The 4,791-nt window shown below is 73.2% G+C and carries 4 protein-coding genes and 1 pseudogene; 1 reads left to right on the plus strand and 4 read right to left on the minus strand.

Annotation, left to right across the window (positions count from 1 at the left end):
* Positions 1–422, minus strand: a pseudogene (locus DKT69_RS10195) (hypothetical protein); the annotation flags it as partial.
* A 110-nt stretch (positions 423–532) separates the two neighbouring features.
* Entirely contained in the window at positions 533–736 is a 204-nt protein-coding gene (locus DKT69_RS10200; RefSeq protein ID WP_013288855.1) for a cold-shock protein, read from the minus strand.
* 222 nt (positions 737–958) lie between these two features.
* Between DKT69_RS10200 and DKT69_RS10205 the strand changes: the two genes are divergently transcribed.
* Complete coding sequence (locus DKT69_RS10205; protein WP_201749565.1) at positions 959–1,489, plus strand: GNAT family N-acetyltransferase; 531 nt, start codon at positions 959–961, stop codon at positions 1,487–1,489.
* Positions 1,490–1,632: 143 nt separating this feature from the next.
* Here DKT69_RS10205 and paaN read toward each other — a convergent pair whose 3' ends face one another.
* Both paaN and DKT69_RS10215 read right to left on the minus strand, forming a co-directional pair.
* The gene (paaN, locus tag DKT69_RS10210) at positions 1,633–3,306 is read right to left on the minus strand and encodes a phenylacetic acid degradation protein PaaN (protein ID WP_201749566.1); all 1,674 of its coding nucleotides are present in this window, start codon (positions 3,304–3,306) and stop codon (positions 1,633–1,635) included.
* 52 nt (positions 3,307–3,358) lie between these two features.
* Positions 3,359–4,378 (minus strand): GNAT family N-acetyltransferase, encoded by a 1,020-nt coding sequence (locus DKT69_RS10215; protein ID WP_109801323.1) that lies wholly within the window; start codon positions 4,376–4,378, stop codon positions 3,359–3,361.
* Between the last annotated feature and the right edge of the window lie 413 nt (positions 4,379–4,791).

Genomic DNA, 4,791 nt, shown 5'->3' on the forward strand with positions numbered 1-4,791 from the left:
TAGAACGGCAGCGCGAACAGCGTGATCGCGATGCCCGGCAACCCCTGAGTGATCAGCATGATCGGCAGCAGGACGCGCCAGCTCCGGCGCAGCGCGCCGGCGCCGCGCTGGAACCAGCCGGCGACGCCGGCCCCCGGCGGCGTGACCAGCGGATCCTGGGGGTCGTACCCGGCAGCGGGCAGCCATGGCGCGCCCCCGGCCGGCGGATACCCGCCGTGGGGCGGGTAGCCGGCGAAGGGAGCCGGCGGCCAGTACGGCGGCGGCGCGGCGGGCTGCGACGGCACACCGTACGCGGGCGGCGCCCAGCCGGGCGGTGCCGCTTGGGGCGGCCCGCCCTGGCCCGGTCCGCCGCCCCACGGGCCGGCGCCGGCGGGCTCCGACGGGTGGGATCGGGGAGCATCCGGCGGGGGCAGATCGGACATGGGCCCTCCTCAGCATCGATGGCTGGAACGGCTCATGATCTTCCCCGGTGCGCACCCGCACCGCTGCCCCTGATCGGAGTGGAAAAGCCGCCCGACGGGCGGCGACGGGATCAGGCGATGACGCGGACGCGCTCGGCCTGCGGACCCTTCTGGCCCTGGGCGATCTCGAACTCGACCCGCTGGCCGTCGTCCAGCGCCTTGTAGCCGTCCATCTCGATCGCGGAGAAGTGGACGAAGACGTCCTGCCCGCCGTCGACGGCGATGAAGCCATAGCCCTTTTCGGCGTTGAACCACTTCACGGTGCCCTGTGCCACGGTGCACTTCCTCACTCTGCGCGGCTTTCCACAACCCCCGGACGCCGGCCGAGCCCGCGCCCGGACCACCGTTCCGGCGATCGGCGACGGCCGCTGAATCGGTGACCGAAATCGCACGCTACACGAGGCGTGACGACGGCGCACGACCGCAAATCGGGCATATTCCGGGCAGGATCGGGCCCGGCGCGACATGGACGACCGTCCCTCCGGTATGCATGCGACATGACGAGCGCGCCGACCATGACAGCCGCCCGGACGGCCACCGTCCGCCGGATCCGCCCGGAGGACGCCGCCCGGATGCGCGCGCTGCGGCTGGAGATGCTCGCCGACGCGCCGCTGGCCTTCCTGGAGACCGTGGCGGAGGCCGCCGCCCGCCCGCACGCCGACTACGCGGCCCGGATCGCCGCCGTGTCGCGGGGCGCCGCGACGGCCCAGTTCGTCGCCGACCTCGGCGGCCGGTTCGTCGGCCACGCCGGGGGCACGGTCGTCCCGGAGGAGCCCGGCCTCACCGTGATCTACGCCGTCTACCTCACCCCGGCCTGGCGGGGCACCGGCCTGCTCGGGGAACTGGTCGACGCGGTGGCGGCCTGGTCCCGCGCGTGCGGCCGGCCCGAGCTGATGCTGGAGGTGGTGGTCGGCAACGACCGCGCCTACCGGGCGTACCAGCGGCTGGGTTTCGTTGACACGGGCGTGCGGGTGCCGCACCCGAAGATCCCGACGCTGCGCGAACTCCAGATGCGCCGCCCCGCCTGATTGATTCTTCTTCACCACCGAATCGGCCAGAACCACCCGGACGCAGCGCACCACGGCGGGTTTCCGGGGCAGGCCGCCCCGCGGAGGGATCAAGCCTGACCGCGCGGAGCGGGGTGGCCTGCCCCGGAAACCCCAACCGGAACTCAGGTGTGACGCCGGCTCTGGACGATCCGGAACCGGTTCGCCACGTACGCGCCGTCGGTCAGCGCCGCGTTGGCGGCCGGGTTGGCGCCGCTGCCGTGGAAGTCGGAGAACGCCGCCGACTGGTTGACGAAGACGCCGCCGGTCAGGTTGCAGGACAGGTGCACGCCGGCGTCGATGGCCGCCGCCTCGGCCGCGTCCAGCACCGCCTCGTCGGTCGAGTAGACCGCCGCGGTCAGCGCGCCCTTCTCCCCTACCGTGCTGCGCAGGATCTCCAGGCTGTGCTCGGTGGAGTCGGTCGCGATGGCGAACGAGATCGGCCCGAACCACTCCCGCGAGTAGGTCGCGGTGTCGTCGGCGGCCAGCTTGACGATGGTCGGCGTCCGGACCACCGCGCCGGGGAAGGACGGGTGTTCGACGGTACGCGACTCCAGCACCGGCTCACCGACCTTGGTGACCTCGTCGAGGCGCTCCAGCACGCCGTCGTTGACGATCGCGCCGGTCAACTCGACGCCGCGGGCCGGGTCGGCGGTGAGCTTGCCGACCGCCGCGGCGATCCCCGCCGCCACCTCGTCGAAGCTCTTGTGCCCCTGGTCGGTGGCGATGCCGTTCCGGGGGATCAGCAGGTTCTGCGAGGTGGTGCACATCTGGCCGCTGTACAGGGTCAGCGTGAAGCCCAGATTGCGGCAGAGCCCGGCGAAGTCGTCGGTGGAGTCGATCACCACCGTGTTCAGGCCGGCCTTCTCGGTGTAGACGGCGGCCTGCCGGGCGTTCGCCTCCAGCCAGTCGCCGTACTCGGTGGAGCCGGTGAAGTCGACGATCTTGACAGCCGGGTGCAGGGCGAGCGTGGAGGCGAGCTTCTCGCCCGGCGCCTCGGGGGCGAGCAGCACCAGATTCGGGTCGAAGCCGGCCTCGGCGAGCACCTCGCGGGCGTACCGCACCGTGATGGCGAGCGGCAGGACGGCGCGCGGGTGCGGCTTCACGACCACCGGGTTGCCGGTGACCAGCGAGGCGAAGAGCCCCGGGTACGAGTTCCAGGTCGGGAAGGTGTTGCAGCCGATGACCAGCGCCACCCCCCGCGGCACCACGTGGAAGGTCTTGGTCATCCGCAGCGGGTCGCCCTTGCCGGCGGCCTTCTCCCAGCCGGCCGTCCCCGGGTGGCGGGTCATCTCCGCGTACGCGTAGGCGACCGCCTCCAGCGCCCGGTCCAGCGCGTGCGCGCCGCCGGCCTGGAACGCCATCACGAAGGCCTGACCGCTGGTGAACTGCACCGCGTTGGCCAGTTCGAAGATGTGCTTGTGCAGCCGGTCCAGGATCTCCAGGCAGACCCCGACGCGCACCTGCGGGCCGGCGTCGCGCCAGCCGGCCAGGGCCACCGTGGCGGCGCCCACCAGCTGGTCGGCCGCCGCGTGCGGGTAGCGGACGTTGAGCTCCAGGCCGAACGGGCTCGTCTCGGTGGCGACGGTCTCGCCGTCACCCGGCTGGTCGAGGGGGAAGTCGGCGTTCAGGTACGCCTCGAAGGCGGCCTTCCCGTCGGCGGCGGCGGTCTCGCCGTACACCCGGGGGCTGGGCGACTCGGGGTAGGCGGACCAGTAGCCCCGCTCCGTGATCGCGGTCAGCGCGCGGTTGAGGGTGTCGGCGTGCCTGTCGTACAGGGGGTGCGGGGTCTCCGTCATGCCCGCCATCATGCAACAGAAAGCCCCGCGATCAGTAGGGCCGTGTCACATGTCAGATCGTCAACTGCCAGTCCGTCCAGGCGTCGACCGGGCGGAAGCCCAGTTGCTCGTTGATCGTGATCATGTGCCGGTTCTCCGCGGCGTTCCAGGTGTCGATCGCCCGCAGCGCCGGCTCGTGACCGAGCACCCAGCGCAGGTTCTCCGCCTTGGTGAGCAGGCCCAGCCGGTGTCCCCGGTGCGCCGGGTCGACGATGGTGATCTGCTGGAACGCGTGCCAGTCGGCGCTCGGCCCGAGGTCGATCAGGGTCCAGGCGACCACCCGGCCGGTCGCCTCGTGCACGGCCGCGTGGTGGTAGCGGCGGCGGCCCCGGGCGTCCAGCGCCCGTTCGGTGCCCCGCAGCCGCGCGACGTCCACCTGCTCCGGCTCCCACTCCAGGTCGCCCAGGGGCGCGTCGGTCATCAGCCGGCCGTCGAGGTAGGCCACGTCGGCGGCGTACTCCTCGGGGGTGTCGCCCTGCCAGCGGACGACGCGGTAGCCGCTGGCGTGCGCCCGGGCGCCGGCGGCCAGGGCGTCGAGCGCGGCGCGGTCGAGCCGCTCGGTCGCCAGCCGGCGGCGCACCTCGGCGAGCACCGGGCGGGCGCCCACCGCGGCGGCGAACGCGCCGCCCGCCTCCGGTCGGGCCACTCCCCCGGGCAGCGCCGAGACCGCCATCCCCATCACCCGCTTGCGGCCGTGCTCACCCAGCAGCCGCAGGCAGTGCTCGTGCAGCGCCCGGCCGACGCCCCGCCGCCGGTACCGCGGATGGACCACCAGGTCGACGGTCGAGTTGTCGGTGTTGTCGAGCTGCGGCAGGTCCAGCCCCAGATAGCCGGCCGGTACGCCGTCGAGCCGGGCCAGCGCCCAGCGCGGCGCGTTGCCCGGCATCGGATGCCGGACCGCGGCCTCGAAGCGCCGCCGGCAGAACGGCGGGAAGTCCGGCAGGTCCGCCTCGTTGGCCGCCGCGCCGATCCGGTACGCCTCGTCGATCGCGGCCTGGTCGGCGGCGTCGAACGGCGCGATTGTGATGCCCATGCCTGCGAGGGTGCGCCGGAACGACGATCGGGGCCAGCGAATTAACGCTGACCCCGACCGCGACGTTGGTCGGGAGGGACGATCGCACAACGCCTCTGGCGCTGGGTCGTAAGAACAAAGTCTCCGGCGAAACGCCCTCCCGCACGGAGCATCTTGCGCCGTCCGAATCCTGCCGTCAAGTCCTTAGCGGCGGGTTTTCTACACTCACAGCGAAAAGCCAGTTACCCGGCGGATCCGCCCGATCCCCCGTCCGGGCGATCCGCCCGTCCGCCGCCCGGCCTGCCGGCCCCCGGCGATCCGCCTTCGGCAGGTCGCGGTGTCCGGGCGGCGAACAGGCCGCGACATGCCGCAGGCGGGCGCGGGCGGGACGGGGTCAGGCGAGGAGGCCGGCGTCGCGGGCGGCGCGGAGGGAG

The organism is Micromonospora sicca, from assembly GCF_003172935.1.
Lineage (GTDB): Bacteria > Actinomycetota > Actinomycetes > Mycobacteriales > Micromonosporaceae > Micromonospora > Micromonospora sicca.